The sequence below is a fragment of the Hymenobacter sp. B81 genome (assembly GCF_044628455.1).
Classification (GTDB): domain Bacteria; phylum Bacteroidota; class Bacteroidia; order Cytophagales; family Hymenobacteraceae; genus Solirubrum.
In genome coordinates this window covers 866,150-891,555 of record NZ_JBIYZW010000001.1, presented here as the reverse complement: position 1 = coordinate 891,555, position 25,406 = coordinate 866,150, and the positions used below count along the sequence as shown (strand labels likewise).

The following is a 25,406-nucleotide window of genomic DNA, read 5'->3' as shown; positions in this document are numbered from 1 at the left end:
GGGGAAAGTTAATTCAGGCGCGGGTCGACCGGGTAGTTTGACAGGACGCGGAACCGGCCGCCCTTTTCGCGCAAAATAGCCTGCCAGAAGGCATCAGTGGCCAAAGTAAACACTTTCCCGGCAGCATTCGGGTGGACAATCCACGTATTTTCCTGCACTTCGCCCGCCAGCTGCCCGGCCGTCCAGCCCGAATAGCCCACGTACAGGCGCAGGTCGTCCTGGGTCAGCTCGCCGCTGGCCACCAAGCCAAGCAGCACCTCGAAGTCGCCGCCCCAGTACACGTCCTGGCCTAGGGGTTCGGCGTGGGGAATGTCGGCGCGGCGGTGCAGGTAGTGCAGGGTATCGGGCTGCACCGGGCCGCCCACGTGCAGGGGCAGCTGGGCCGCGGGGTGGTCTTCGCCCTCGGGCAGGCTGAGGGCATCGCCCAGGGCTACGGTAGTGGGACGGTTGAGCAGCAGCCCGAAGGAGCCTTCCTCCTCGTCGTGCCGGCACAGCAGCACCACCGACCGCTCAAAGTTCGGGTCGCCCAAAAAAGGCTGCGAAATCAGCAGACTGCCGCTGCGGAGCTGAGACATGGCACAGAATAACGAGGGTGAGACAAGCCGGGCACGGACACGCACAGGCCGCGCAAAGATGCACGGCCGCTGCACCCTACAAGGCGTTTGGGCAGCTAATGTTACGAGGACTTTCCGCAAACGGGTTCCGGCAGCGGGCAAGTCGCCCTACCCAGCTACGGCGCCCCGCTCCATTTCGACTACCCCCGCATTGATATTTAATGGGATATTTGACGCCAAATTCCCCTGCCATGCCCGACCAATCGTTAGCCGACCTGCGCCGCAACTACGCCCGCCACGAGCTGAGCGAGGCCGCCGCCGATGCCGATGCCCTGCGCCAGTTCCGCCGCTGGCTCGACGAAGCCCTGCAGGCCCAGCTCGACGAGCCCACGGCCATGACCCTGGCCACGGTGGGCCCCGATGGCCAGCCCTCGGCGCGCATCGTGCTGCTCAAGGGCCTGCCCGACGAGGCCGGCTTCCTGTTCTTCACCAACTACGACTCGCGCAAGGGCCGGGAACTAGCGGCTTCGCCCCGCGCCGCGCTGACGTTTTTCTGGCCCGGCCTGGAGCGCCAGGTGCGGGTGGAAGGCACGGTAGATAAAGCCCCCGAAAACCTGTCGACCGAGTATTTCCAGAGCCGGCCCCTCAGCAGCCAGATCGGTGCCTGGGCCTCGCCGCAAAGCCAGGTCATTGGCAGCCGCGAGGAGCTGGAGCAGCGCGAGCAGGCAGTGGCGCGGCAGTTTGCCGGCCAAAACCCGCTGCCGCGCCCGCCGCACTGGGGCGGCTTTGTGCTGCGCCCGCAGCGCATCGAGTTCTGGCAGGGCCGGCCCTCGCGCCTGCACGACCGGCTGCTGTACGAGCGCAGCGCCACCGGCTGGCAGCGTCGCCGCCTGGCCCCGTGAGGTGACAGGTAACACGTGACAGGTTCGTTCTTCCAACCTGTCACGTGTTACCTGTCACCTGTCACCTGTTACCTTATCACCCGTCACCCCAAAGAAATTGGCCGAGATTCAACCCGTGCGCGCCTGGCGCTACAACCCCGAGCTGAACCATCACATTGACCAGTACGTGTCGCCCCTGTTCGACGTGGTGTCGGCCAAGCAGCGCGAGCTGCTCTACCAGAATCCGCTCAACAGCATCCACCTCTCGGTACCCCGCGGTGCCGATGCGGCCGGCGAGGCCCTGCGCCGCCTTACCGAGTGGCAGCAGTCGGGCGTGCTGAGCCAGGACCCGCTGCCGGGCATCTACGTGTACTACCAGTACTTCCGCCTGCCCGGCAGCCCCCGCGAGTACTGCCGCAAGGGCTTCATGTGCCACATCCGGGCCTACGACTGGCCCGAGCGCGTGGTGCTGCGCCACGAAAACACCCTGCCCGCGGCCGTCAACGACCGGGCCGAGCTGCTGGCGCGCACCCAGTTTCAGACCAGCGCCACCCACGGCCTGTACCGCGACGAGGACTTTGAGCTGGAGCGCTACTGCGACGAGGCCATTGCAGACCCGCTCTGCCAGACCGAGGAAGACTACCAGGGCGCCCGCGACGTGCTGGCCGTGATTCAGGACGCGGCCGTCATCCGCCGCTTTCAGCAGGTGCTGGCCGAGCGGCACGTGATTCTGGCCGACGGCCACCACCGCTACGAAGGGTCCCTGGCGTACCGGCAGGCGCGCATGGCCGCCGAGCCCGCCCACCACGGGCACGAGCCCTGGCACTACCACCTCATGTACCTGACCAACGCGGCCGCCGACGACCTGCGCATTCTGCCCACCCACCGCCTGCTGCTGGAATTTCCCGACAACCTTAGCGACGCCGAGCTGCTGGCGCGCCTGGAGCCCTACTTCCTGATCATGCCCAAGGAAGACGCCTTCGCCCTGCCCGAGGTCATTGCCGGCAAGCCCTGGGCCTTCGGGCTGTATCTGGGCGGGCAGACCTACAAAATCCGCCTCAAGCCCGAAGTGCACGAGCAGCTGAGCTGGGACACCACGCCCGAGGTGAAGGCCCTTGACCTGACGGTGCTGCACTACTTCGTGCTCGAGCGCGCCCTGGGCATCGTGGGGCCCGACGCGCAGCGCCAGTGGCCGGGCATCACCTACGTGCGCAACTTTCCCGAATGCCTGCAGCGCGTGGACTCGGGCGAGGCCCGCGCCGCCTTCATCACCAACGAGGTGAGCATGGACGAGGTGGAGCGCGTGTGCCAGTCGGGCGCCGTGATGCCGCCCAAGTCCACCTTCTTCTACCCCAAAACCCTGGGCGGCCTGCTCTTCACCAGCATCCGCGACGACGAGTCCGTGGGCTTGCTGCAATGAATGAATGAATGAATGAATGAATGAGGGAATGACTGAATGATTGAATGTTGTTCTGACTTCCGCACTCATTCGCCCGCGCAGCTTTGTCCGCACCCCGCCGCTGAGGCATCTGCTTTTCCCGCTTCAGCACTAATCAATCATTCAGCCATTCCCTCATTCATTGAAAAAGCTGATTCTGGCTTCAAATTCGCCCCGGCGGCGTCAGCTGCTCACCGACCTCGGCCTGCGCTACGACGTGCGGTTGCGGGAAGTAGACGAGAGCTTCCCGGCCCACCTGCGCCGCGCCGACATAGCCGAGTACCTAGCCGCCCACAAAGCCAGCGCCTACCGTGCCGACTTGCAGCCCGATGAGGTATTGCTGACCGCCGATACCATCGTGTGCCTCGACGAGCAGGTGCTCAACAAGCCCGCCGACGAAGCCGAGGCCGTGGGCATGCTCAGCCAACTGCAGGGCCGCGCCCACGACGTGTACACCGGCGTATGTTTGCTCACCGGCGACGGTCGGGAGGTGGTGTTTTCGGACCACACGCGGGTGCACTTTCGCCCGCTCAGCGAGGCGCAGATTCGCTACTACGTGCAGCACTACCGCCCGCTCGACAAGGCCGGCGCCTACGGCGCGCAGGACTGGATCGGGCTGGTGGCCGTCACCCGCCTCGAGGGCTCCTACTTCAACGTGATGGGCCTGCCGGTACACCGCGTGTACGAGGAGCTGGAAAAGCTCGGGTTCGGCGTCAGCGGCGCGTAAGCTCCGACCTTTATCAGCCCGGCGCCTCTGTTCAGTTCCCGGCTTCGGCCGCGTACAGCTCGGGCAGGAAGAACTCGAAGTTGCCAACCTCCTCCACGTTGTGGCGCAGCCAGGCGTAGCCCATGTCGGCCGTGAACAGGCGCCGCTGCAGCAGCGGGTTGAGCAGGAACTGGCCCAGCGGGCTTTCGGCGCCCACCTGCATGCGCGAGCGGTAGCGCGTGCCCTGCGCGTCGGCCTCAAACCAGTGCTCCAGGCTGAAGACCTCGGTGCCCAGCGCGCGGCGCACCAGCCGGATGCCGGTGGCGTCGAGCTTGGTTACCTGCTCGGTGCTGTCGATCCAGTGCCGGGGGTTGCCACCGAACGCCTCCACGATGCGGAAGTGGCTGCCCACCCCGGCCCCGCCGCCCGGTGCGGCCTGGGCCAGGGCCCAGTGCACGTGGTCGGTGGGGTGCCACACCAGGTAGCGCGGGTACTCCCGGCCCTGGTAATGCATAGTCCCGTCAATATGGCCAAACCACCAGGCCAGCATGCGGGGCGTGACGTTGCGGATCAGGTCGTGCTCAATGGTCAGCTCAAACGAGCCCCGGGGCAAGCGCCGAAACGCGGTGCGGGCGCTGCTCAACGGTTTCATGGCCCAGCCAAACGCGCGGGGCGGGGGTAATTGTCGGCTCATATGCGGGTGGATAACGAGGTGGGGTGGCCGGCCGCCAGGGCGGCCCAGGAAAGCGCCGGCAGGCGCTGCGGCTCGGCGTAGGCGCGCAGCAGCCGGCCCAGGGCCCGCACCGCCGCGGGGCGGAAAGCGGCCGGAATGCGCCGCCCGAGGGCGCGCCGGCTGGCACTCAGCTGCCCCGGCGGGGCCGGCGCCGGGGTCAGTACGGGAGTCGGCCGTGCAGCCGGGCCGCCCGCCGTGGGGTGCAGCCCGGGCAGGCTGAGCAGCAGCAACAGCAGCATGATCGGCGCGAACGTGTTCATGGCGGGTGGGAGTTTAGCTCGAAGCCCCAGCGGCTGGCACTGCCGCCGACGACCACAGCAAAGGAGCGCGAAAACCCCGCCGGGCACAATCGCATAAGCATGTTGGCCGGGGCCGGCTGAGTGCCGTTTAGGCCACTTATTTATGTAGTAGCGGCCGCCAAAGCCCCGGTTTGCTAATCTTGCTTCCGCCGCCCGCCCTGTTGCGCCCGTCACCCGGCCACTGGGTTTTTGCCTCCTTCTCCTCTACTGCCATGCCCCAGCCCCTCGAAGACGCGCTCATCGCCAAGCAGATTGCTCCCACCGCCATGCGCATGCTGGTATTGCAGGTGCTGCAGCAGCACGCCACCGCCCTGAGCCTGGCCGACGTCGAGCAGCTGCTGGGGCCCGCCGACCGCATTACCGTGCACCGCACCCTGAAAACCTTCGCCGACAAGGGCCTGGTCCACCGCGTCGACGACGGCCGTGGAGCGGCCCGCTACGCCCTGTGCGAGCCGGACTGCAAACCGGACCAGCATCACGACCTGCACGTGCACTTTTTCTGCCGGCACTGCCGCGGCACCAGCTGCCTGCCGGCAGTGCCCATACCGGCCATTGCCCTGCCCGGTGCGTATCAGGTACAGGAAACCAGCCTGGTGATGAAGGGACTGTGCCCGGGCTGCGCCGGTGCCGGCTAAACAATGCAATACTGTTGCATGCTTGGGTTGGCGAGGTTTGCCCGCACAAATGGCCCCGTGCCGACACGCTCATGCCCCAGTTCTCCCCCGATAGCCTTAACGAAAAGCTCAACACCGCCAAACAGGTGCAGCTCGACAACGTGGGCGCCCTCACCCGCGAGCAGCTCACCCCGGTCGCCGCGGCCGCGCCCCTTGGCCAGGACCACGCGCCGACCGACGACGCTCACCACGATCATGACCACGGGCACGACCACGGACCCGCCGGGGCCTATCCCTACCTGCTGCCCGGCCTGAGTTTGGCGCTGCTGCTGGCCGGCCTCGCCCTCGACCATTACCACGTTGGCTACTTTACCGGGCCGCTGCGCCTGCTCTGGTACGGGGCGGCCTTTCTACTGGTGGGCTGGAAGGTGCTGAAGGCGGCCGCGCTCAGCTTGCCCTCGGGCCAGGTGTTCAACGAGTTTCTGCTCATGAGCCTGGCCACGCTCGGCGCCTTTGCCATCGGCGAATATCCCGAGGGCGTGGCCGTGATGCTGTTCTACACCGTGGGCGAGCTGTTTCAGGATGCGGCCGTGAACCGTGCCAAGCGCAGCATCCGCGCCCTGCTCGAAGTGCAGGCCACCGAAGTCACGGTGCTGCGCGCCGGCGGCAGCCAGGTGCTCGACCCGCGCGCGGTGCAGCTCGGCGAGGTGCTGGAAATCAAGCCCGGCGAAAAGGTGGCCCTCGACGGCACGCTGCAAACCGCGGCGGCCTCGTTCAACACCGCCGCCCTCACCGGCGAGTCGGCCCCGCAAACCCGGCAGCCGGGCGAAACCGTGCTGGCGGGCATGGTCAACCTCGACACCCTGGCCCACGTGCGGGTAACGGCCGCCTTCGCCGACACCAGGCTTTCCCGCATTCTGGCTATGGTGCAGGACGCGGTAGGGCGCAAGGCCAAAACCCAGCAGTTCATCACCCGCTTCGCCCGCATCTACACGCCCATCGTAGTGGGGCTGGCCGCGTTGCTGGTGCTGCTGCCCGCCTTCCTGGTTGCCGACTACGTGCTGCGCGACTGGCTGTACCGGGCGCTGGTGTTCCTGGTCATTTCCTGCCCCTGCGCCCTGGTCATCAGCATTCCGCTGGGCTACTTCGGCGGCATCGGCGCGGCCTCGCGGGCGGGCATCCTGTTCAAGGGCTCCAACTTCCTTGACGTGCTGCGCGAAATCGACACGGTGGTGCTCGACAAAACCGGCACGCTCACCCAGGGCGTGTTTGCCGTGCAGCGGGTGCAGCCCGCCCCCGGCACCGACGCGGCCGAACTGCTGCGCCTGGCCGCCGCGCTGGAAGCCAAATCGACCCACCCCATTGCCCGGGCCGTAGTGGATTACGCCGGCGCGGCTGCGGCAGGGGCTGACGTAACGGAAGTAGAGGAAATTGCCGGCCACGGCCTGCGCGGCCGCGTAGCGGGCCAGCAGGTACTGGCCGGCAACGCCCGCCTCCTGGCCCGGTTCGGCGTGGCCTACCCGCCCGAGGTCGACGCGGTAGCCGACAGCCTGGTGGCCGTGGCCATCGACGGCCACTACGCCGGCTACCTGGTGGTGGCCGACGCGCCCAAGCCCGACGCGACCCGGGCGGTGCGTGAGTTGCGGGCCGACGGCATTACGCGCCTGGTGATGCTCTCGGGCGACCAGGACCGCGTGGTCCAGCGCGTGGCCCGGGAGCTGGGCATCGCCGAAGCCCACGGTGGGCTGCTGCCCGAAGACAAGGCCCGCTACGTGCAGCAGTACCTGCGGGAAGGCCGCAAGCTGGCCTTCGTGGGCGACGGCGTGAACGACGCCCCCGTGGTGGCCCTGGCCGACGTGGGCATTGCCATGGGCGGCCTGGGCTCCGACGCCACCATCGAAACCGCCGACGTGGTGATTCAGACCGACCAGCCCAGCAAGATTGCCACCGCCCGGCGCATTGCCCGCGCCACCCACCGGGTGGTATGGCAGAACATCTGGCTGGCCTTCGGTGTGAAGGCCCTGGTGCTGGCCCTGGGCGCCGGCGGACTGGCCACCATGTGGGAGGCCGTATTTGCCGACGTGGGCGTGGCTCTGCTGGCCATCCTGAACGCGGTGCGCATTCAGCGCATGAGGTTTTGAGAGCTTAGAACTAGAAGCTAGAGCTGAGCGGCTGGTTCAGCCCTGCCCAACGAAAAAGCCCCGGTGGATACCGTTCCACCGGGGCTTTCAGGTTGATGCGTACTCAGCGGCTGCTTAGTAGGGCTTGGCTTCGTGGCCCTGGGCTTCGGCCTGGGCCACAGCTTGCTGCTGCTTGCCTTCGTTGTGCTGGTTGCCGCCCTTGGCCTGTTTGCCCTGGCGGGCGGCGGCCAGGCCCTCGGCCAGACGCCGGCCCCAGTCCGGGTCGCAGTTGGTGCACAGCTCCACCATTTTGTCGCTCACCCGGTGGTCGGCGTCGGTCAGGGCACCCACCATGTTGCCGATGAGGTCGTCCCGCTCCCAGTCTTCGTGCAGGCGGTACCGCTCGCCGGCCTGCTTGAAGTTGTTTTGCCGGTCAATGGTCTGGCGTATCAGGCGGCCGCTGTACTGGGGCATGTGGTCGGGAGCCGCGCGGGGCGCCTCCTTCAAGCCGTTCAAGGAGCTGGGTTCGTAGTTGATGTGGTTGTTCTGGCCCGGCGCGGCGTCCACGTGGTAGGCCATCTGCCCGTCGCGTTGGTTGGTGGCCACGTGCTTTTTGGGCGCGTTGATGGGCAGCTGCAGGTAGTTGGTGCCCACGCGGTAGCGCTGCGTATCGGAGTACGAGAAGGTGCGGCCCTGCAGCATCTTGTCGTCGGAGAAGTCCAGGCCGTCGACCAGCACGCCGGTACCAAAGGCCGACTGCTCGACCTCCGCGAAGTAGTTCTCGGGGTTGCGGTTGAGCGTCATCTTGCCCACGGGCAGGAAGGGAAACTGGTCCTGGGGCCAGATCTTGGTGTCGTCGAGCGGGTCGAAGTCCAGCTCGGGGTGCTCGTCGTCGCTCATGATCTGCACGCACAGCTCCCACTGCGGGAACTCGCCGCGCTCAATGGCCTCGAACAGGTCCTGGGTAGCGTGGTTGAAGTTTTTGGCCTGAATGGCCTCGGCCTCGGCGGCCGTCAGGTTTTTGATGCCCTGCAGCGGCTCCCAGTGGTATTTCACCAGCACGGCCTCGCCCTGGGCATTCACCCACTTGTAGGTGTTCACGCCCGAGCCCTGCATCTGGCGGTAGTTGGCCGGAATGCCCCAGGGTGAAAACAGGAAGGCCACCATGTGCATGGCCTCCGGCGTGTTGCAGATGAAGTCGAAGATTCGCTCCCCGCTCTGGCGGTTGGTGACCGGGTCGGGCTTTTGGGAGTGAATCAGGTCGGGAAACTTCATGGCGTCGCGGATGAAGAACACCTTGAGGTTGTTGCCCACCAAATCCCAGTTGCCGTCCTCGGTGTAGAACTTCACGGCAAAGCCGCGCGGGTCGCGCAGGGTTTCGGGCGAGTGGCCGCCGTGGCCCACCGTGGAGAAGCGCACGAACACCGGCGTCTGCTTGCCTTTTTCCTGAAACAGCTTGGCGCGGGTGTACTTGGCAATGGGCTCGTCGCCCACTTTGCCGTAGGCTTCAAAAACGCCGTGGGCCCCGGCCCCGCGGGCGTGCACCACCCGCTCGGGCACCCGTTCCCGGTCGAAGTGGCTGATTTTCTCGATGAAGGCGTAGTTTTCCAGCGTGGCCGGGCCGCGGTTGCCCACAGTGCGGATGTTCTGGTTGTTGCTGAGCGGATGGCCCTGGCGCGTGGTCAGCGTCTGGGCATTTTCACCGTCGGTGGTACGGCCATCGTGCGAGGAGCCGGAGCCGGTGACGGCCGTGCCGGTGCCATCGGCGGGCGAGTGGCCGTTGTGGCCGTTGTGGGCCGGCTGCTGGGGGTTCTGCGGGTTTTCGCTCATAGGTGGGCTGGTTGAAAGTGACGTATGCAATACCACCAAGGCCGGCCCGTGGTTTGGCTTGCGGAGAATTATTCTCCACAAGCGCGGCGGTCAGCCCCGCGGCACTGCGCCCTTATAGTAAGCAAGCAGCCCGAAAATCACAAGCTTAGCCCTTCTCACAGCCGCACCCGTCCCGCCAAACCCGCCACGGCCAGCCCCATCAGGGCAATCAGCGCGTACGACAGGCGCAGGCTGGTAGCCCCGGCCACCAGCCCGATCAGCGGCGGCCCGATGAGAAAGCCCAGAAAACCGATGGTCGACACCGCGGCCAGGGCCATGCCGGCCGGCATCACCCGGGAGCGGCCGGCGGCACTGTACACCAGCGGCACCACCGCCGAGGTGCCCAGCCCCACCAGCATAAAGCCCAGCAGCGCCGCCCCCAGCGTGGGCAGCGCCACGGCCAGCAGCAGCCCGCCAGCCGTAAGCAGCCCGCTGCCCTGCACCACGCGCCGCGGCCCCAGGCGGGCCGTGAGCCAGTCGGCGCCGAAGCGCCCCAGGGCCATGGTGCTCATGAAAGCCGTGTAGCCGGCGCCCACCCAGGCTTTTTGGGCGCCCACCACTTTCTGAAAGTACACCCCGCTCCAGTCGAACATGGCCCCCTCGCAGATCAGGGCGCAGAAGGCCAGCGCCCCCAGCCCCAGCAGGGTACGGTCGGGTCGCACGAAGGCGGGCTGCTCCTGGGCGTCGTCGGCCACGGAGTGGGGCAGCAGCCGGCGGTAGCTGAGTGCGGCGCCCAGCAGCACCGCGGCCAGAATCAGCAGGAAGTGGTAGAACGGCGGCACGCTCCCGCCAATCATGGCCGTGCCGATGCCCGCGCCGGTAAAGCCGGCCAAACTCCACAGGCCGTGAAACGAGGCCATGATGGGCTTGTGGTAGAGTGCCTCCACGCCCACGGCCTGGGTGTTGATGGAGATGTTCATCAGATTGCTGGCCAGCCCGAACACAATCAGGCAGGGCAGCAGCTGCCAGGGCTCGGCGGCCCAGCCCAGCCCCACCAGGGACAGGCCGTAGAGCATCGAGCCGGCCAAAGCGGTGCGCCGGCTGCCGAAGCGGTGAATCAGCCAGCCGGTGAGCGGCAGCGAGGGCAGCTGCCCCAGCGGAATGGCCAGCAGCATCAGCCCCAGGGTGGCGTCGGAAAAGCCCAGGCGCTGCTGAATGGTGGGAATGCGCGAGGCCCAGCTGGCGAAAACCAGGCCCTGCAGGAAAAACCACGCCGCCACCGCCACGCGGTGGGTGCGCCGGGCCGGAACGGCCGCTTCGCTGGCAACTGAAATCATGAATCCCCTCGTGGTGAGTGGCCGCCGCGGCGGCGCATAAACAAACGGGTGGGCCCGAGCAGGCCCGGTATTCGGCGCGAAGGCGCGGCCAACCCGAGGGGAGCGGTTGGCCGGCCAGAGCCAAAGATACGCGACGGGCTGGCTCCGGTTCGGTACCGGCCACCGGCGCGGGCGGCTGAGCCGGGCGCAATACGGGAGCGGCTACTCCGGGCTGGCGCAAAGAATTTTATTTTTTGCTGGTTTGCGCCAGCTCCCTCAGGTCTGGGCCCGTGGTAAGCCTTTCCCATTCGGGCAGCCGCTCAAAGCACGGCAGCCCAGGTCCGACGGCCGGTGTAGTGGTGAAGCGTTCAGAAATGGCAACGACAGCCGGATCCTGGCTGGGCGAAGCCCGCGCCGGTTGGTCGTTTTGCCGCCCGGCTCAGTGGCCGCGGGCCAGCAGCGCAATGCCGACCACGATGAGCAGCAGGCCTAGCACCTGGGGCCCCGACAAACTTTCGCGCAGCACCAGCAACCCCAGCACGGCCGTGAGCAGCACCGAGCCGCCCACAATCACGGGCGTGCCCACTGACGAAGGCACGCCGCGGCTAAACACCACGAACGTGAGGATTTCGGCCAGGCCCACGCCCAGCCCCGCCAGCGCCGCCAGCCCCAGGCCCGTGCCGGTAACGGTCAGCTGCTGGCCCTGCAGCTTCAGCTTGAGCAGCCACGCCGCACCGAGGGCCGCGGCCACCAGCTGCAGCACCACGGCGCCCACGGCTGCCTGCACGTGGCTCGAGGCCAGCTTGATAAAGAAGTTGTAAAAGGCCAGACTCAGCGCCGTGAGCAGGGCCAGCACCAGCCAGGGCATCTACTCGCTGTCGTCGAGGCGGGTGAGCAGGTCGCGCTGCAGCTGCTGCCAGGCCGCCAGCTTGTCGCTTTCGGCCAGCGCCGCGCGCACCTCCGACTTTTCCAGCACCGCCTCCACGGCTTCGGCGGCCAGCTCGCGCAAATCCTCGAAGTCGTCGGCGTTGAGCTTGCGAATCACCGGAATCAGGTCGGCGGGGAAGTCGGTGGCGGGCTTGCCCAGAATGGCAGCCACGATTTCGGCGGCGGCCAGCGCCTCGCGGGCCTCGTCGGCCTCCACCGGCTCGTCCGATTCGGCGGCGGCCACCAAAGCCTCCAGCAGCACGGCCTCGGTGTGGTGGTCGCGGAAGGTGCCGGCAAAGTCAGCGGCCGCGTCGTTGTCGAAGTTGTAGTGTCCCCAGGTAGCCATGCAGCGATGAGCGTTGATGCGGGTAGAGTGGTACGCAAAAAGCGCCCGCGCGGCTGGCTGGCGCGGGCATTTAGGCGGCTAGCGGAACTTCTCCTTGAGAATGTCCAGCTCCACGGCCGGGGCAATCTTCTCGTAGAGAATGTGGTAGGCGGCGGTGGTGATGGGCATGTTCACGCGCAGCTCCTTGTTGACCTCGTAGATGCTCTTGACGGCGTAGTAGCCCTCGGCAATCATGTTCATTTCCATCTGGGCCGACTTCACCGAGTAGCCGCGGCCCACCATGTTGCCGAAGGTGCGGTTGCGCGAAAACTGCGAGTAGGCCGTCACCAGCAAGTCGCCCAGGTAGGCCGAGGCCGACAAATCGCGCGGCTGGGGGCTGAGCGCGTACAGGAAGCGGCGGATTTCCTGCACCGCGTTGGCCACCATCACGGCCTGGAAGTTGTCGCCGTAGCCCAGGCCGTGGGCCACGCCGCAGGTCAGGGCAATGATGTTTTTCATCACGGCGCAGTACTCGATGCCGTCGAGGTCGGCCGCCGGGTGGGCCTTCACGTAGCGGTTGCGCAGGCGCTGGCAGAAGTCCTCGGCCAAAGCCAGGTCGGGCGAGCCGATGGTCAGGTAGCTTTGCTTTTCCAACGCCACTTCCTCGGCGTGGCAGGGCCCGGCCACCACACCCAGCTGCTCGCGGTTCACTTTGAAGCGCTCGGTCACGTAGTCGGTCACCAGCTCGTTGCGGCCCGGAATCATGCCCTTGATGGCCGAGATGATGCGCTTGTTCTTGAGCGCGTCGCGGTCGAGCTTGTCGAGGGCTTCTTTGACGAAGGCGGCGGGCACGGCCAGCACCACCCAATCGGCATCCTTCACCACGTCCTGAATGTCGGTGGAGGGCGTCACGCGCGTCAGGTCGAACTGCACCGACGAGAGGTAGCGGGCGTTGTGGCGGGTGGTGCGCAGGTGCTCCACGTCGGATTTGTGGCGCATCCACCAGCTCACGCGGGCGCCGTTTTCGGAAAGAATCTTGGCAAGCGCGGTGGCCCAGGAGCCGCCGCCAATCATGGCTATTTTATCCATTCGGGGAAAGGCAGGAAGGAGGTGGAAACGCCGGCCGCGCGGGGGTAAGCAAGGGCAGCGCGCCGGCGAAAAAAGCTCCGGCGGCCGAGTTTAGCCAAAAAAAACGAGAGGCCGGGCCCGATTACGGACCCGGCCTCGCCGGTTGGTTCCCGCTTTGGGGCGGCGCTTAGTCCTCGTCCTGGGGCATATCTTCCTTCAACGCGGCGCGGTTCAGGCTCTTAGCGTCCTTCACCACCACCACGCTGCCGTCCTTGAGGCGGCGCGCATTCGACACTACGCCGTAGGGGCCGCTCACCACCTCGTCGCCGGCCTTCAGGCCTTCCAGAATCTGGATGTGCTCGAGGTCGTTGATGCCGGTTTTGACGGGCACCAGCACGGCCTTGCCCCCGCGAATCACGAACACCACCTCCTGCACGTCGCCCTTGGGCTTGGGCGCCGCGGCGGCCGTGGCCACGGCGCGGCCACCGGCGGGCTGGTCCTTGCCGGCCTGCATCACGCTGTCGGAGCGGGTGGTCACCGCGTTCAGCGGCACGGCCAGTACGCCGGCGCGGCGGTCGGTGATGATGTCCACCGAGGCCGTCATGCCCGGGCGGAAGGGTACGATGGTGCGGCCGTTCACGGTGCGCACCAGCTGGCGGTACGACTCGGGCAGCAGGCGCACGCGCACCTCAAACTCGGTCACGGCCTCGGCCGTCAGCGCGTCCTTGGCCGTGTTGGCAATGCTGGTGACGAGGCCGCGGAACTTCTCGCCCTTGCTGGCGTAGGAGTCCACTTCCACCTCGGCCGAGTCGCCCAGGCTCACGTTCACAATCTGGTTTTCGTTCACGTTCACGCGCACCTCCATCGAGTTCAGGTTGGCAATGCGCATGATTTCGGTGCCGGCCATCTGCGAGGTGCCCACCACCCGCTCGCCGCGCTCCACGTTGAGCTTGCTCACCGTGCCGCTCACCGGGGCGTAAATCGTGGTTTTGTCGAGGTTGCGGCGGGCTTCCTCCAGGCCGGCGCGGGCCGAGCTGACGGTGCTCTGGGCCGCACGGATGCTCTGGCGGGCCGAGTTGATTTCCTCCTGCGAGGCGTCGTAGGCGGCCTTGGCCTGTTCGTACTCGGCCTGCGAAATCACCTTCTGCTTGTAGAGCGAGGCGTTGCGGCGGTAGGTCAGCTCGGTTTGCTTGGCCGAGGCCAGCAGCTGCTGCAGGCGGGCCTGGGCCTGCCCCACGTTGGCCTGCTGGGTGCCCACCACGGCCGACTGCTGGCTGACCATGGCCTGGTAGTTGTCGGGGCGGATGCGCAGCAGCAGCTGGCCCTTGCGCACGGAGTCCCCCTCGCGTACGTACAGCTCAATGATTTCCCCCGACACGTCGGGCGAGATTTTCACCTCCGTTTCGGGCTGCACCTTGCCCGAGGCACTGACTTTCTCCACGATGTTGGCCGGCCCGGCCTTGGCCGAGATGACCTCGACGCCGGCGGGCTGACCGATCCAGCCCTGTTTCTTGGCCACGACAAAGCCGATGAGCAGCACGGCCAGCAGGCCGAGCAGAATATACAACAGACGGTTGTTGCGCATGAACGAAGGGTATTGGGGGTCTTGGAAACGGGTGCTGGGCAACCGGGAAAACCCAGCTCACCAAGCGGGTGGCAGCCGGTCTACCGGCTTAAAGTCGGCGCAAAGTAAACCGGCGGCTGCGTGAAGCAAGCCGCCGGCCCGGTTTTTTAGCCTGATTTCGCCGCCGCCGCCGGCAGGCCGGGCGGCAACGCTTACAAGCTCAGCGGCTTGCCCTGGTAGAAATCCAGAATCTTGCGGCGGAACAGGTACTCGTACTTGGCCTGAATCATGCCCGACTCGGCGGCCGTGAGGTTGTTCTTGGCAATGTTGAAGTCGGTGCCGTTCATCAGCCCGTTGTTGAAGCGGATTTCGGCGTTGCGGTAGGCCGTGGTCAGGGCTTCGGTCTGCCGCTTGTTGGCCGCGTAGCGGCGCTGGGCCGCCAGGGCATCGGCGTAGGCCTGCTGAATGGTCTGGCGCAGCTGCAGGCGGGTTTGCTCGGCGCTGAGCTCGGCCTGCTTCACCCCAATGGTGGAGCGCTCCACGTTGGTGCGGGCCTGCCAGCCGTTCAGGATGGGAATCGACAGGTTGAAGCTGAGCTGCTTGCCCAGGTTGTTTTTCACCTGGGAGCCAAAGCCTTCCGACAGCGTCTCGAAGCGCGGCTGGTTTACCCCGGCGAACAGGCCCTGCACCTGCTGCGGGCCGGTGGGCGTAATCTGGTAGATAAAGCCGGCGGGCACCACCAGGGAGTCGCCGGTGAGCTTGCGGCCGATGCGCGCCGAGGAGTAGCCCGAAAAAATGCTGGCCCCGAAGGTCAGGCGCGGGTAGTAGGCGCCGCGGGCCACTTCCACGCCGCGCAGGGCGCTTTGCACGCGCAGGTCGGCGGCGCGCACCTGCGGCTGGGTGCTCTGCGCGGTGGCAAACGTGCCGGTCACGTCCTCGTCCAGCGGGGGCATCTCGTCGGGGTCGGGCAAGTTGGGCACCAGCACCTGAAAGCCGGCGGCGCGCTGGGCGTCGAGGTTCAGCAGCTGGGTGAGCTGCAGGCGGGCCAAATCGCGCTGGTTCTGGGCCGTCACAAGGTTTACCTCGTCGGTGGCCAACTGGGCCTGGCTGTCGAGCAGGTTGCTTTCGGCCACCGAGCCGGCGCGCAACAGCTTCTCGGTGCGCTCAATCTGCTGCTGCGCCGAGCTGATGCGGGCCTGGTTGGTGCGCACCAGCTCCTCGCCCAGCAGCAGCTGCAGGTAGGCCGAGGCCACGTTTACCGACAAATCGTTGCGGGCCTGTTCGATGTCGAGCAGGCTGGCTTCGTAGTCGAGGGTGTTGCGGCGGATGGTGTTGCGCACCTGAAAGCCCGAGAACAGATTCAGCTGGGCGTTGGCCGACAGGTTATTGGCCCGCGTGGTTTGGTTCTGAAACGTGAAGGTGAGCGGGTCCACGTTGGTGCCGTAGTTCCAGGTCTGCGAGGCCGAGGCGTTGGCCGTGGGCAGCCGCTGCAGGCGGCTCTGGCGCAGCAGCGCGTCGTTGACCTGGGCCGTGAGCTGCGACTGACGCACCGTCAGGTTGTTTTGCAGGGCATACTCTACGGCCTGCGGCAAACTCCAGGGCCCGGTAGGCGCCGCCTGGGGTACGGCCGCCGCGGGCGCAGCGGTGGGTGCATTCTGGGCGCCCGCGGGCAAATGCAGCCCGAGCGTAGCCAGCAGCAGGCTGCTGGCCAACCGGGCCGGGCGCGACGAAAGCGAGGCGGTCATAGTCGTTGTTCGTGGTTGGTTGTGCGTAGCTCCTTGCTCAATCATGTTGCTCGGGGCCGGTACCGAGGGCGCTAACGCAGCCTCCCCGCGGCCCGCTTCGGGGTTAGTCGACCGCCGCAATGTAGCGCACCTGGTGCACCCAGCGCAGGTGACGCAGGTACTCGATGCTGAGCGGCGTCAGGGGCGAGTCCATCTCGATGAACTGCCGGGCCACCTGGTTTTTGCCCTTGCGGCTCACGTTCATGGTGGCAATGTTGCAGTCGTCGTGGGCAATGACGTCGGCAATGAAGGCAATGGAACCCTTCACGTCGTCGGCGTCGATGATGAGCGTGTGCAGCCCGGCCGAAAAGTCGCAGGGAAAGCCGTCGACCTCCACGATGCGAATCACGCCCCCGCCCCGGCTTTGGCCGATTACCTCGACCTGGGCGCCGCGGCCTTCGTCGCGCAGCTCCAGCCGAATGGTGTTCGGGTGCATGGTCGAGGCGTTGCCCACGCCCTGAAAGGTGTACTGCAGCCCGGCTGCTTTGGCGTGGTCGAACGATTCGCGGATGCGCTTGTCGTCGGTGAGATAGTCCAGCAGCCCCGCCACGATGGCGCGGTCGGAGCCGTGGCCTTCGTAGGTGCGGGCAAAGGAGTTGTAGAAGGTAATGGTGGCGTGGGTGGGCTGACTGCCCAGCACGCGGATGGCCGCGCGGGCAATGCGCACCACCCCGGCGGTGTGCGAGGAGCTCGGCCCGATCATCACCGGCCCGATCATGTCAAAAATCGAAGATTTCTCAGCCATAAAGTGGGCTAAAGGTAGCGGGCGCGGTGGCAAAACCAACTAGGCCCGGCCGCCCCGACCGTTGGGCCAGCCCAAGGGCAGATGAAAGGCTCATCGAAAGGGTTGCCCCGAAAACTAGGTTTTTGCCGGCTTTTTCGTTCTTTGTGTTCCCCCTTCGCTTTCCCCACCCACCCCCAATGCCAAACCAGGACGAGTTTGCTCCCGCAGTCTACACCCAGCTGCGGCGATTACAGGAGAAGTATGCCGCTGATGGTCAGGACCTGGCCGCCTACCTCGAGGGCCTCTACCACGCCGATTACGTCAATTATTGGGACTACATCGAGCTCGACACGCTGCTTTCCCTGCAACGCCCGCTGACCCGCATTCCTGATGAGCGCATCTTCATCATGTACCACCAGATTACCGAGCTGTATTTCAAGCTCTGCCTGGTGGAATACGAGCAGATCGGCGACCTGCAGCAGCCCACCCTGGGCGAACTGGTGCTGCGCCTGGGCCGCATTAACCGCTATTTCGAGAATCTGATCGACTCGTTCGACGTGATGGTCGACGGCATGGACCGCCAGCAGTTCCTGCAGTTCCGCATGACGCTGATGCCGGCTTCGGGCTTTCAGTCGGCCCAGTACCGCATGATCGAAATTGCCTCGACCTCGCTCGATAACCTGCTCGACAAGGAAAAGCGCCGCCTGCTGGGCGAAGCCGCCGCCCACGACGAGCTGATGGGCTGCATCTACTGGAAGGCCGGCGCCACCCAGGAGCACGACGGTGCCAAAACCCTCACCCTGGTGCAGTTCGAGAAGAAGTACCACCAGACCCTCTCCGACCACGCCGCCCGCTTCCGCGAGCGAAACGTGTGGGCCGCCGTGCAGCGCCTCTCGGCCGACGACCGCCGCCACCCACGCCTGCTGCGCCAGCTCAAGCAGCTCGACGTGAACGTGAACATCAACTGGCCGCTGATGCACTACAAGTCGGCCGTGCGCTACCTCGAGCGGCAGGCCGGTGACGCGGTGCCCGCTACGGGCGGCACCAATTGGCGCAAATACCTGCCCCCCAAGTTCCAGAAGCGCATTTTCTACCCCCAGCTCTGGACCGAACAGGAACTCGAGGACTGGGGCAAAACCTGGGTCGACCAGGTGCTGGAGGAAGTAGCCGCCGCCAACGCCGCCAAATAAATTTCGCCCGTAGCCAACCGAAATATATTTCGGTTGGCTATTTTTGGTTTTCCCTATCACTCTGCTATGAAGCGCCTGATCATTGCTACGCTGTCGGCCGTGGCCCTGCTGCTGGCCCAGCCCGCCGCCCACGCCCAGGACACCCCGCAGCCGCTGAACACGCTGCCGCGCTACGGCGGCAAGGTCAAGAGCAAGGCGCTGCAGAAAGTCGACCGGACCTTCATCAGCTCGGAGCTGAAAAAGTACCGCTACGACGCCCGCGCCGCCTCCGACGTGAGCGTGGAGCTGGGCTGGCAGCACCTGGCCCAGCAAAACCCGGTGGTGTCCATCAAGCGCTTCAACCAGGCCTGGCTGCTCGACTCGACCAACGCCGACGTGTACTACGGCTTCAGCGCCTGCCTGAGTTTGCAGGGCAACGCCAAGGGCGCCCGTGAGTACTTCCGCCTGGCCCAGCGCCGCGACCAGAAAAACCAGGGCATGCAGAAGTACAACGAGCGCCTGGCCCAGGTGCGTAGCAAGCAGCAGGACGCAGACGTGCCCGGCGTGGTGCTGTCGTAAAAGCATAGTAGATTTCTTCCGAAACCCGGCCATCAGTACCCTGGCGGCCGGGTTTTCATTTCAATTCCCGTTCCCTCCCACTACCTACGCCCAAAGTGCCCCCGGCTTTTATATTGATTGTAGCCAGGATCTTACGCGCCGGCCAGCTGGGGCTGCTCCTTATCGGCCTGCCACTGGTGTCGCTCGGTCAGGCTACCCGTCCGGTAACCGTCAAGCGCGAAAAGCCGGAATACTTCACCGAAGTCTACTCGGTGCTGGCAGCCGACGGGCGCACCCGGCACGGCCGGTATGGCAAAAACGGCCTGCTGAATCGGAGCCTCGTGCGCGGCTACTACCGCCACGGGCAGAAGGACAGCACCTGGACGTTTTACTACGCGCCGAGTGGCCGGGTGCAGTCCCGGGGGCGCTACCGGGCGGGGCACAAGGTCGGGCTCTGGGAATATTGGCACGACAACGGCCAGCAAGCTTTTCGCTACGATCATACCCGCGGCACGCTGGAATCACTCTCGCCCCCAGCCGACGCCCTCACCGAGACGGTGGAGCAGAGCGGCCAACGCCTGACGAGCCCCCCGCGGTTTGTGGGCGGTGACGAAAGCCGTTGGTTCGGCGGCGACGGCCGCGTACGTTATCCGAATGCGGCCCTCAAGCGGCTCGCTAGTGGTAAGGTCATCGTGGAATTCAGCATCGATGAACGCGGCAACGCCACGGATTTCCGGGTAATCAAAAGTCAGGACCCGGCCCTCGACCAGGAAGCCCTGCGCGCTGCGCGCCAGGCCTTCGACAATTGGTGGTTGCCGGGCACTGCGGCAAGTGGTCGGCCGGTAAGGATAGTCCGCCGACTACCTTTCACCTTCACCATCCAATAAGCTCCTGCTCCCCTTCGCACTTGCTCGGGCAACGGAACCATTCGGCATACCTTTGCCGTCTGAAACGCTACCACCCGGTCTGCAGGCCTAGCTTCCTGCCGCCTTTCTTATGGATAAACACGAAGTAGAGCTCGTCCTCGCTCCCGCCGAGGCCTACGACGAGCTGGCCCGCTACCGGGCCATTCTGCTAGCCGCCGGCCTGCAGCCCGGCCAGGCCGATTACGTGCACCTGCTGCGCCGCTCCATCGACGCGCGCGGCCGCAACGTGGGCGTGCGCCTGCGGGCCGAGGTGTACCGCACGGCCCCACCCCGCGAGCTGTTCGGCCCCTGGGTGCAGTATCCCAACGTAGCCGACGCCCGGCGCACGGCCCTGATTGTGGGCGCCGGCCCGGCCGGCTTATTTGCCGCCCTGCGCTGCATCGAGCTGGGCATCCGGCCCATCGTGCTCGAGCGCGGCAAGGACGTGCGCGCCCGCCGCCGCGACCTGGCCGCCCTCAACAAGGAGCACGTAGTGGACACCGACTCCAACTACTGCTTCGGCGAAGGCGGGGCGGGCACCTACTCCGACGGCAAGCTCTACACCCGCTCCAAAAAGCGCGGCGACGTACAGCGGGTGCTCCAGCTGTTCGTGCAGCACGGCGCCACGCCCGAAATCCTGGTCGACGCCCACCCCCACATCGGCACCAACAAGCTGCCGGCGGTGGTGCAGGCCCTGCGCCAGAGCATCACGGACCACGGCGGCGAGGTGCGCTTCCAGGCCCGCGTGAGTGAGCTGCTGCTCGACGGCGGCCGGGTCCGCGGCGTGGTGCTGGCCGACGGCCAGAGCCTGGAGGCCGACGGCGTAATTCTGGCCACCGGCCACTCGGCCCGCGACATCTACGAGCTGCTGCTGCGCCAGCAAGTGCGCATCGAGGCGAAGGCCTTTGCCCTGGGCGTGCGCGTGGAGCACCAGCAAAGCCTCATCGACCAGGCCCAGTACCACCGCGCCGACCGCGGCCAGCTGCCGGCAGCCTCCTACTCGCTGGTGCAGCAAACCGACGGGCCGGGCGGCCAGCGCGGGGTGTTTTCGTTCTGCATGTGCCCGGGCGGCTTTATTGTGCCGGCGGCCACGGCGCCCGGCGAGGTGGTGGTCAACGGCATGAGCCCCTCACGACGCGACTCGCGCTTTGCCAACTCGGGCATCGTGGTGGCCATCGAGCCCGAAGACATGGATGTGAAGCGCCACGGCGTGCTGGCGGGCCTGAAGCTGCAGCAGGAAATTGAGCAGCGCGCCTGCCAGCTGGCCGGCCACACCCAGCTGGCCCCGGCCCAGCTGCTGGGCGACTTCGTGCAGCGCAAAACCTCGCGCAGCCTGCTCGAAACCTCTTACCAGCCGGGCCTGACGTCGCTGCCCCTGGACGAGGTGCTGGGGCCCAACCTGGCCAGCCGGCTGCGGCAGGGCTTTCAGGCTTTCGGGCGCAAGATTCCCGGCTACACCACCAACGCCGCGCAGATTGTGGGGGTGGAAAGCCGCACCTCGGCCCCCGTGCGCATTCCCCGCGACCCGGCCACGCTGCAGCACCCCGAGGTGCGGGGCCTGTTTCCTTGCGGCGAGGGCGCGGGCTTCGCGGGCGGCATCGTATCGGCCGCCATGGACGGCGAGCGGTGCGCCGAGGCGCTGGCCGCGGCCGTAGTAGCGGCGCGTTAGGTTGGGGGGCAGCACGTCGTTTAAACGACTTCACTCCAGCGCCCCGGTACTCGTCACCGGGATTTCAGGGAGTACGCAGGTCGGCTGCGCAAAGCGGGCCGATAGCCTTTACCGACGGCATTGCGTAATAGTAGCCTTCATCTTTCCCTTCGATTGGCCATGCCCAGCAAGAAAACCGTCGTCCTTGGCGCCTCCGACAACCCTTCGCGCTACGCCTACCAGGCCGTTCACCGGCTCAAAGCCCACGGCCACGAGGTGGTACCGGTGGGCATCCGCCGCGGCCAGGTAGCCGGGCTCGACATTCATACCGACAAGCCCACGGTCGACGATGTCGACACCGTGACCCTGTACGTAGGTCCTCAGAACCAACCGGCCTGGTACGACTACATCCTTGACCTGAAGCCGCGGCGCATCATCTTCAACCCCGGCACCGAAAACGAGGAGCTGGAGCGCCGCGCCCAGCAGCAGGGCATTCGCACCGAGGAAGCCTGCACGCTGGTGATGCTTTCCATTGGCAACTATTGATTTAGCACCGTAGCTAAGCGTTTTCGGCTCCTTCGTTTAGCTTGCCTGCCAACCTGCCCCGACCGGTTTAATGCCGGTCGGGGCATTTTTTTTGCCGGCCGGGCAACGGTGGGCAGCGGTTTCCCATCTAGCCCTTCAAACGCACTACTACTGCCCTACTCCTACCCTACCTGAGCTGTGAACGAGGCCGAACTCATCAATGCTTGCCGGCAAGGCAGCGTCCGGGCCCAGAAGCTGCTCTACGAGCGGTTTGCCGGGCTCATGCTCACGGTGTGCCTGCGCTACCTGCGCCAGCGCGCCGACGCCGAGGAAGCCATGCTGACCGGGTTCACCAAAGTATTCCGCGCCCTCGACCAGTACCGCCACGAAGGCTCGTTTGAAGGCTGGATCCGGCGCATCATGGTCAACGAGGCCCTGGGTCAGCTGCGCCGCAAGGAGCCCCTGCATCTGGCCATCGACGACCTGGTAACCGACGTGCCCGCCACCCAGGCCGACGCCGAAAGCAACCTGGCCGCCGCCGACCTGATGCAGCTGCTGAGCGAGCTGCCCGCCGGCTACCGCACGGTGTTCAACCTCTACGCCGTAGAAGGCTACAACCACCCCGAAATAGCCGAGCTGCTGGGCATTTCGGAGGGCACCAGCAAATCGCAGCTCAGCAAGGCCCGCGCCATGCTGCAACGTCGCCTCGGGGCCGCCAGCACCCAGGCTTCTTCCACCTCCTCACCGAAAGAATATTATGCGACCGGAAGATATTGATAAGCTGTTTCGCGACCAGCTGCAACAGCACGCCACGCCGCCCCCGGCCAACCTCTGGTACGACCTGCAGGAGCGCCTGGAGCCCGAGGAGCGCAAGCGCCGGGGCGGGTTCTGGCTGTACGCCGTGGCCGCCGCCGTCACCCTGCTGCTGGTAGCCGGCGGCGCCTGGCTGCTGAACCGGCCAGGGGGCCTGCCGGGCCGCGGCCCCGCCTCGCCCGAGCTGGCCACGGCCCCGCGCTCGGCCCGGGAGCAGCACCAGGAGCCAAATACGGACGCTCCCGAAAACAATCAGCCGCTCCAGGCAACCCCTGCTCCCGCTTCCGCATCTGACGCCTTAGCCGCCCAGCAGCCGACTGCCCCCGGGCAGACCCCGACTGCTGAGGTGCCCCGCCCCAACACCCCGAAACGCTCTTTCACCCCCACGCCGGACGCTCGCCGGCAGGATGCCATCCGGATGGTAGCCCGCGCCGAGCAACCGCCGCGCCCCTCGGCTCCGGAGCCGAAGCCCGCGCTGCGCCCGGCAACCCCTTCGGAGGCGCTGGCAGTGCAGCAATCCGCTGCGCCGGCTCCCCAAGCTCTGCCCGCCGACCCGGCCCCCAGCCAGGCCCTGGCCGTGGCTCCTCAGCCCCGAACTCCTCAAGGCGCCATTGAGGTAGAAGTGCGCGAGTCGCCCGACCTGCCGGTGCTGGCAGTGGCCCAAAACGATGAGCCCGCCCCGGGTCGCCGCGTTCGGCTGCTGGGCGTGGTGAAGCAGGTGGGCCGGGTGGTACGCGGCGAAAAGCCCGACCTGACCGAGGTGGGCCTGCCCGCCAACCCCGCTCTGACGGTGCAGGCCCGCGTGGGCGGCCACACCCTGAGCAAAACCATTTCCCTCTAATTCGGCCGCCGGTCCCGACGCCCGCGCCGCCTCTCTCCTCCGACTCTCAGCTTTCCTTCGTTATGAAACCCGCATTCTTCTGCGGCGCCGCTGCGGCGCTGCTGCTTACCAGCGCCACGGCCCTGGCCCGTCCCTTCGCTCCCGCCGGCGGCAACGACGACACCATTCTGGTGAAGCTGCCCAACCAGGTGTCCATGACCATCGTGGCCCGCGACAAGCAGCAGCTGCGCGAACTGCGCAACTACAAGCTCGACTCGTTGATGGTGCTGCTCTCGGGCTACATCAGCCAGGCCGAGGCCGCCGGCAGCAAGTCCAGCAACGGGCAGGTGACCATGGAATTTTACCCCGCCAAGGATAAGCCCAGCAGCCAGGCCGCCCCCGAGCAGGTGCGCGTAACGGTGCGCGGCGCCCAAACCAAAACCGACCGCGTGGAGGTCATCATGGGCAAGAAATTCGGCGTCATCGTGGAAGACAGCAACGACGGCGACGGCAACGACCGGGTGTCGGTGAAGTGGAACTCGGACTCGGGCAACGCCGACTCGCTCAAGCAGATGCGCCGCCAGGAGCGCCGCGAGCGGCTCACCGGCTCGGACTTCGGCGTGGACCTGGGCCTGAACGCGCTGGTCAACCGCAAGCCCTACCTCGACGCCGTAACGGGTCAGGAGCAGACCTTTGACCTGCGCCCCTTCGGCTCGCGCTACGTGAGCCTGAACTGGCACTTCTGGGCCCGCACCGGCAAAAACAGCCCGCTGTACTTTCACCTGGGCCCCGAGGTGGCCTTCAACAACTACATGCTGGAGGGCAACCGCCGCTTCGTGCAGGGCGACAACCGCCTCGAGATAGTGCGCGACACCGAGCGCAGCTACGAGAAAAGCAAGCTGGCCACCACCAGCCTGAACCTGCCGGTGGGCGCCACGCTCAAGTTCCGCGACAGCCGCGGCAAGGAAACCCTGCGCCTGGGCGCCGGCGGCTTCGTGGGCTACCGCGTGGCCTCGCACACCAAGCTCAAGTACGACCAGGACGGCAGCACCCGCAAAGACAAGGACCGCGGCAGCTACCACCTCGAAGACTTCCAGTACGGCCTGACCGGCACCTTCGGCATCCGCGGCTTCGACCTTTTCGCCAAGTACCACCTCAACGACTTGTTCAAGGACAACCGCGGCCCGCAGGCCCAGACCTTGAGCTTCGGCATCACCTTCAGCGACATCTAAGCTGCCGCCGGCTCGACGGAAACGAAACAGGCTGACCGCGCAAACGGTCAGCCTGTTTCGTTTCCGCCCGCTTCGGGGCGACGGAAAGGACAACGGTTGGTCCTCCTTGCCCGCTACTCGTGGCGGAAAAAGTTATCGAGCAGGATGGCGGCGGAAATGGCCACGTTCAAGCTTTCGGCGCCGCCGCGGCCGGGAATGTGCAGGCGCTGGGTCAGGTGGGCCTCTACCTCGGGCGTGAGGCCGTGCGACTCGCTGCCCATCACCAGCACGCCCGCGGGCCGCAGCCGCTGCCGGTGCACGTTGTCGCCGTGCAGGTCGGCCCCGAACACCGGGACTTGGGCGGGCAGCGCGGCCAGCCACTCGGGCAGCGGCCGCTGCCACACCGGCACCCGCGTAAAAGAGCCCATGGTGGCGGCCACCGTCTTGGCGTTCCAGGCATCGGCGCAGGATTCCGACAACAGCACGCCGGCCAGTCCGTACCAGTCGGCCAGGCGGATGAGGGTGCCCACGTTGCCGGGGTCGCGCACCTGGTCGAGGGCCAGCAGCAGCTCCCCGGAGGGCGTCGGCAGCGGCTGCTCGTCGGGGATGCGCACGACGGCCAGCGCCGCGTCGTTGGTTTGCAGGGTGCCCAGGCGGGTCAGCTCGTCGGAGCTCACCTCATCGGCGGGCAGCCCGGCCGGCAGGGCCAAACCGTCGGCGGCGGCGGCAAACCCGGCCGTATACAGCACGCGTTCCACCGTAAGTGCAGAACTTAGCAGCTCCCGCACGTTCTTGGCCCCTTCCACCAGAAAGGCGCCGTGGCGCTGCCGGTATTTTTTTTGGTGCAGCGACTGCACGTATTTCGCAACGGCTTTTGAAACCATCTGTTTCGGTA

Annotated in this window: 25 protein-coding genes; 13 read left to right on the top strand and 12 right to left on the bottom strand. The window is 66.4% G+C overall.

What is annotated here, in order from left to right; translation table 11 throughout:
* Positions 1 to 8 precede the first annotated feature (8 nt).
* Positions 9 to 575: a YqgE/AlgH family protein gene (locus ACE191_RS03980; RefSeq protein ID WP_400190889.1), complete on the bottom strand. Its 567-nt coding sequence runs from the start codon at positions 573 to 575 to the stop codon at positions 9 to 11.
* Between the two features lie 230 nt (positions 576 to 805).
* Between ACE191_RS03980 and pdxH the strand changes: the two genes are divergently transcribed.
* The 3 genes from pdxH (at position 806) to ACE191_RS03965 (ending at position 3,600) form a co-directional block, all read left to right on the top strand.
* Positions 806 to 1,456: a pyridoxamine 5'-phosphate oxidase gene (gene pdxH / locus ACE191_RS03975; protein WP_400190888.1), complete on the top strand. Its 651-nt coding sequence runs from the start codon at positions 806 to 808 to the stop codon at positions 1,454 to 1,456.
* A gap of 97 nt (positions 1,457 to 1,553) precedes the next feature.
* Positions 1,554 to 2,855, top strand: a complete 1,302-nt coding sequence (locus tag ACE191_RS03970) for a DUF1015 domain-containing protein (protein WP_400190887.1) — start codon at positions 1,554 to 1,556, stop codon at positions 2,853 to 2,855.
* Between the two features lie 160 nt (positions 2,856 to 3,015).
* Entirely contained in the window at positions 3,016 to 3,600 is a 585-nt protein-coding gene (locus ACE191_RS03965) for a Maf-like protein (protein ID WP_400190886.1), read from the top strand.
* 31 nt (positions 3,601 to 3,631) lie between these two features.
* Here ACE191_RS03965 and ACE191_RS03960 read toward each other — a convergent pair whose 3' ends face one another.
* Both ACE191_RS03960 and ACE191_RS03955 read right to left on the bottom strand, forming a co-directional pair.
* Positions 3,632 to 4,273 (bottom strand): DAPG hydrolase family protein, encoded by a 642-nt coding sequence (locus ACE191_RS03960; RefSeq protein WP_400190885.1) that lies wholly within the window; start codon positions 4,271 to 4,273, stop codon positions 3,632 to 3,634.
* Complete coding sequence (locus ACE191_RS03955) at positions 4,270 to 4,572, bottom strand: hypothetical protein (RefSeq protein WP_400190884.1); 303 nt, start codon at positions 4,570 to 4,572, stop codon at positions 4,270 to 4,272. The genes ACE191_RS03960 and ACE191_RS03955 overlap by 4 nt, the downstream gene beginning before the upstream one ends.
* A gap of 251 nt (positions 4,573 to 4,823) precedes the next feature.
* Here ACE191_RS03955 and ACE191_RS03950 point away from each other — a divergent pair, with 251 nt between their 5' ends.
* Both ACE191_RS03950 and ACE191_RS03945 read left to right on the top strand, forming a co-directional pair.
* Positions 4,824 to 5,246 carry a Fur family transcriptional regulator gene (locus ACE191_RS03950; protein WP_400190883.1) on the top strand — a complete coding sequence of 141 codons (423 nt, stop codon included), beginning with the start codon at positions 4,824 to 4,826 and terminating at the stop codon, positions 5,244 to 5,246.
* A gap of 71 nt (positions 5,247 to 5,317) precedes the next feature.
* Positions 5,318 to 7,366 carry a heavy metal translocating P-type ATPase gene (locus tag ACE191_RS03945; protein ID WP_400190882.1) on the top strand — a complete coding sequence of 683 codons (2,049 nt, stop codon included), beginning with the start codon at positions 5,318 to 5,320 and terminating at the stop codon, positions 7,364 to 7,366.
* Positions 7,367 to 7,480: 114 nt separating this feature from the next.
* On the opposite strand, the gene ACE191_RS03940 is transcribed toward ACE191_RS03945, so the two are convergent.
* From ACE191_RS03940 to sdaAB, 8 genes are all read right to left on the bottom strand, one after another.
* Positions 7,481 to 9,175, bottom strand: coding sequence for a catalase (locus tag ACE191_RS03940; protein WP_400190881.1), 1,695 nt, complete (start codon positions 9,173 to 9,175; stop codon positions 7,481 to 7,483).
* A 155-nt stretch (positions 9,176 to 9,330) separates the two neighbouring features.
* On the bottom strand, positions 9,331 to 10,491 hold the full coding sequence (locus ACE191_RS03935; protein WP_400190880.1) for an MFS transporter: 1,161 nt from the start codon (positions 10,489 to 10,491) through the stop codon (positions 9,331 to 9,333).
* A gap of 418 nt (positions 10,492 to 10,909) precedes the next feature.
* Positions 10,910 to 11,338, bottom strand: coding sequence for an EamA family transporter (locus tag ACE191_RS03930; protein ID WP_400190879.1), 429 nt, complete (start codon positions 11,336 to 11,338; stop codon positions 10,910 to 10,912).
* Positions 11,339 to 11,743, bottom strand: coding sequence for a DUF4259 domain-containing protein (locus ACE191_RS03925; RefSeq protein WP_400190878.1), 405 nt, complete (start codon positions 11,741 to 11,743; stop codon positions 11,339 to 11,341).
* A gap of 78 nt (positions 11,744 to 11,821) precedes the next feature.
* Positions 11,822 to 12,811: an NAD(P)H-dependent glycerol-3-phosphate dehydrogenase gene (locus ACE191_RS03920; protein WP_400190877.1), complete on the bottom strand. Its 990-nt coding sequence runs from the start codon at positions 12,809 to 12,811 to the stop codon at positions 11,822 to 11,824.
* Positions 12,812 to 12,977: 166 nt separating this feature from the next.
* Positions 12,978 to 14,375, bottom strand: coding sequence for an efflux RND transporter periplasmic adaptor subunit (locus tag ACE191_RS03915; protein ID WP_400190876.1), 1,398 nt, complete (start codon positions 14,373 to 14,375; stop codon positions 12,978 to 12,980).
* A 191-nt stretch (positions 14,376 to 14,566) separates the two neighbouring features.
* Positions 14,567 to 16,099 (bottom strand): TolC family protein, encoded by a 1,533-nt coding sequence (locus tag ACE191_RS03910; RefSeq protein WP_400190875.1) that lies wholly within the window; start codon positions 16,097 to 16,099, stop codon positions 14,567 to 14,569.
* A 103-nt stretch (positions 16,100 to 16,202) separates the two neighbouring features.
* Positions 16,203 to 16,883 carry an L-serine ammonia-lyase, iron-sulfur-dependent subunit beta gene (sdaAB, locus tag ACE191_RS03905; RefSeq protein ID WP_400190874.1) on the bottom strand — a complete coding sequence of 227 codons (681 nt, stop codon included), beginning with the start codon at positions 16,881 to 16,883 and terminating at the stop codon, positions 16,203 to 16,205.
* A gap of 176 nt (positions 16,884 to 17,059) precedes the next feature.
* On the opposite strand from sdaAB, the gene ACE191_RS03900 reads away from it, so the two are divergent.
* The 8 genes from ACE191_RS03900 (at position 17,060) to ACE191_RS03865 (ending at position 24,532) form a co-directional block, all read left to right on the top strand.
* Positions 17,060 to 18,052: a tryptophan 2,3-dioxygenase family protein gene (locus tag ACE191_RS03900; RefSeq protein WP_400190873.1), complete on the top strand. Its 993-nt coding sequence runs from the start codon at positions 17,060 to 17,062 to the stop codon at positions 18,050 to 18,052.
* Between the two features lie 66 nt (positions 18,053 to 18,118).
* A complete protein-coding gene (locus ACE191_RS03895; RefSeq protein ID WP_400190872.1) occupies positions 18,119 to 18,610 on the top strand; it encodes a hypothetical protein in 492 nt (163 codons plus the stop codon).
* Between the two features lie 113 nt (positions 18,611 to 18,723).
* Positions 18,724 to 19,476 carry a TonB family protein gene (locus ACE191_RS03890; RefSeq protein WP_400190871.1) on the top strand — a complete coding sequence of 251 codons (753 nt, stop codon included), beginning with the start codon at positions 18,724 to 18,726 and terminating at the stop codon, positions 19,474 to 19,476.
* Positions 19,477 to 19,585: 109 nt separating this feature from the next.
* Positions 19,586 to 21,163 (top strand): NAD(P)/FAD-dependent oxidoreductase, encoded by a 1,578-nt coding sequence (locus ACE191_RS03885; RefSeq protein ID WP_400190870.1) that lies wholly within the window; start codon positions 19,586 to 19,588, stop codon positions 21,161 to 21,163.
* Positions 21,164 to 21,322: 159 nt separating this feature from the next.
* Complete coding sequence (locus ACE191_RS03880; RefSeq protein WP_400190869.1) at positions 21,323 to 21,688, top strand: CoA-binding protein; 366 nt, start codon at positions 21,323 to 21,325, stop codon at positions 21,686 to 21,688.
* Between the two features lie 177 nt (positions 21,689 to 21,865).
* Complete coding sequence (locus ACE191_RS03875) at positions 21,866 to 22,444, top strand: RNA polymerase sigma factor (protein ID WP_400190868.1); 579 nt, start codon at positions 21,866 to 21,868, stop codon at positions 22,442 to 22,444.
* On the top strand, positions 22,425 to 23,321 hold the full coding sequence (locus ACE191_RS03870; protein WP_400190867.1) for a hypothetical protein: 897 nt from the start codon (positions 22,425 to 22,427) through the stop codon (positions 23,319 to 23,321). The genes ACE191_RS03875 and ACE191_RS03870 overlap by 20 nt, the downstream gene beginning before the upstream one ends.
* Before the next feature lie 62 nt (positions 23,322 to 23,383).
* On the top strand, positions 23,384 to 24,532 hold the full coding sequence (locus ACE191_RS03865) for an outer membrane beta-barrel protein (protein ID WP_400190866.1): 1,149 nt from the start codon (positions 23,384 to 23,386) through the stop codon (positions 24,530 to 24,532).
* A 113-nt stretch (positions 24,533 to 24,645) separates the two neighbouring features.
* Here the strand turns inward: ACE191_RS03865 and ACE191_RS03860 are convergent, their stop codons facing one another.
* A complete protein-coding gene (locus ACE191_RS03860; RefSeq protein ID WP_400190865.1) occupies positions 24,646 to 25,395 on the bottom strand; it encodes a TrmH family RNA methyltransferase in 750 nt (249 codons plus the stop codon).
* Positions 25,396 to 25,406 lie beyond the last annotated feature (11 nt).